Genomic DNA, 2,615 nt, shown 5'->3' on the forward strand with positions numbered 1-2,615 from the left:
GGACCCGAGACGCCGGTCGCGCCCCAAACCCCCAACAACCAGGGCCGCGGGGACTTTGTGCGGCCCCCGGCGGATGAGGAATCCGCCGGAGGCCGCTCGTCACCTCATGGGGTGCGCCCCCTGCAGTCGCCGATCGGCATGCCACAAAGGTTACTTGAATAGATCCGTCAGTCCTGCTTCCTCGGTTTGCGTATCGCTATCGCGACAGCCGTACCGACGAGAATCCCCGGCACGAGCAGGAGACCGAGCGACAGCTCGGGCGCCACGAGGTGAGCAACGTACAGGCTGCTCACGCTCGCGATGGAAGCGATGACAGCCCCGAGACGGTCGGGCTTGTGGTCCCGGGAACTCACTTCTGTCACCTCTGACTTCAGTTCCACGCGTATCCTGCCATTCCGCCCGCACAGCCGAAGCCGAAAGTCAGCGCGGACGGGCCTGCGGAGAATTCTCCACCCCACCAGCCATGGTTCATGACCGGCCCCGCCGCGCTGCCGCCCCATACAGTGCAGGCTCTGACGTAGTGATGGTGATACACGCGGTGCACCGCCACATGCAGGATATGGAAAGCGCGGTGGCGCCTCATGCGGTGGACGGCCCGGTGGCGTGCGCGAAGCCAATAGCGGCGTCAATGCGGCCATTGCCCATTGATGTCATAGCAGTTGACGGGATCGGCGACGCAGTAGTCGTAGGCGATGGCGCTGCCGCCGGGGACGGGGTCCACGGACAGGGAACGGCCGGTGGCTAGGTTGTAGAGCCGGGGTCCCACGAGGGTGAGACCGGTGGGAGTCCCGGTGGAGCGGGCCTTGGCGCCGAGCCGGCCGTAGCGTGCGGGCCGCTGCCCGGCACGGGGTTCCCGTACTCGTCGGCGTCCAGGACGGTCGGGGCGAGCGTGGTGTCGAGGGGGAGCTGGAGGGTGATGTCACCGTGGAGGTCGGCGAGTTCCGGGACCGTGCCACCGGTGGCCGTGCTGACAGCGGCGAGGTCGCCGGAGGGGCCGTCGATGTTGCGGGTGAGGTTGCCGATGGTTGACCAGGGTGGTGCCGCTGGTGGCCACCTTCGTCCAGGTCGTCCCGTCCAGTGACCACTCGATGCCGTTCCGGTCCCCCGACGGAGGCGTCACCTCGAACACGCCCGCCTGGCCGACGCCCTTGATCCACAAGGCGGAGGGACAGTCGGCAAAGCACCTCCGGCATCGCGAATCCAGTCACACGTCAGAGCGCTCCAGCCACCGTCAACGCGACCTGGGAGCCGGCCGCCGGAGGAGGTAGACGCCCGCGACCGACACCAGTACGGCCATGCACGCGATGAACACGAGCCCGGCGCCCTCCAGGCCGATGGGGCCCACCAGCACGCCCACTCCGATCACCGGCACCGAGATGCCCGCGTACGCGACCACGAACAGGGTGGAGATCACCGCCGCTCGCTGATGTTCGGGCGAGGCCTGGGCGACGGTGGTCAGGGCGCCGCGGAACGCGAGGCCCTGACCGGCTCCGCCGACGATCGCGCTCAGCACCACCAGGACCAACAGGTCCCAGCGCAGCGCGCCCGCGAGCAGGGCGAGACCGACGAGGAGTGCGGCGCAGCCCAGGGGCAGGGACCGTCCCACGCCGACCCGGCCGACGGCGAGCTGTCCGGCGGTCGAGGCGAAGAAGGCGAGGGCGACGACCAATCCGCTCACCGCGTGGTTGGTCACGTCCAGGGACTCGGCGAGGAACGCGGGGCTGACGGAGGTGAACACCCCGAACAGGGCGAACCCCACGAACGCGGCGATCGCGGGTGGCGTGAACACCGGCCGGACCTGCGGGGGCAGTCCGGGCCGCTGCGGTCGTACGGTTTTCAGCGGGCGGCGTTCGCGGACGGTCTCCGGGAGCCACAGGACCACGGCGGCGGAGAGTGCCACCAGGGCGAGGTGGACGGCGAACGGCAGGTACAGCGGCCAGGGGGCGTACTGCGCGAGGAGACCCGCGATCAGCGGACCGCAGCCGAGTCCGCCCATGTTGGCGGCCGTGGCGACGAAGGTGGCCCGGGCACCGCCGCCCGGCGGTGCCAGCTCCATCACGTAGGCGGTGGCGGCTCCGGTGAACAGGCCCGCGGACAGGCCCGACATCAGCCGCCCCACGTACAGCCAGCCGAGCCCGGTCGCGGCCAGGAAGCAGACGGCGCTCGCCGCAGCGAAGCCGAGGCCCCACAGGAGCACCGGACGCCGGCCCACCGTGTCCGACGCGTTGCCCGCGAGCAGCAGCACGCCCATGACCCCGAAGGCGTACACGGCGTACACGACGGTGACGGTCAGCTCGGAGAATCCGAACTTCTCCTGGTAGAGGCCGTAGAGCGGGGTGGGCAGCGTGGTGCCGGCCATGCAGACCGCGAACACCGCACCGCTGAGCAAACACTGGCGCCACCCTCGGCGATCACCGTCCATGCCGCCGACAGTAACGTCGTGACCGCCGCGATCCGGCCCGACGTGCCGCCTCGGAGCGCGAGGAGCGCGAGGAGCGCGAGGAGCGCGAGGAGTCGGAGGCGGCCATGGGTGGTCTTCGGCCGTCCGGGGGCTCGTCATGCTCGTCATGTGTGGGCAGTGAGGGAACAGAGCGCGGTCCGCCCTCCCGTGGTGG

The 2,615-nt window shown here is 70.3% G+C and carries 3 protein-coding genes; all 3 read right to left on the reverse strand.

Annotated features, from left to right (window positions below):
* Positions 1-167: 167 nt before the first annotated feature.
* Positions 168-293, reverse strand: coding sequence for a hypothetical protein (locus ACFXGX_RS35720; protein WP_384800084.1), 126 nt, complete (start codon positions 291-293; stop codon positions 168-170).
* 332 nt (positions 294-625) lie between these two features.
* Positions 626-766 carry a hypothetical protein gene (locus ACFXGX_RS35725; protein ID WP_384800087.1) on the reverse strand — a complete coding sequence of 47 codons (141 nt, stop codon included), beginning with the start codon at positions 764-766 and terminating at the stop codon, positions 626-628.
* 465 nt (positions 767-1,231) lie between these two features.
* On the reverse strand, positions 1,232-2,422 hold the full coding sequence (locus ACFXGX_RS35730) for an MFS transporter (RefSeq protein ID WP_384800090.1): 1,191 nt from the start codon (positions 2,420-2,422) through the stop codon (positions 1,232-1,234).
* Positions 2,423-2,615: the final 193 nt, after the last annotated feature.

Source organism: Streptomyces sp. NPDC059371 (genome assembly GCF_042751995.1).
Taxonomy (GTDB): Bacteria; Actinomycetota; Actinomycetes; order Streptomycetales; family Streptomycetaceae; genus Streptomyces.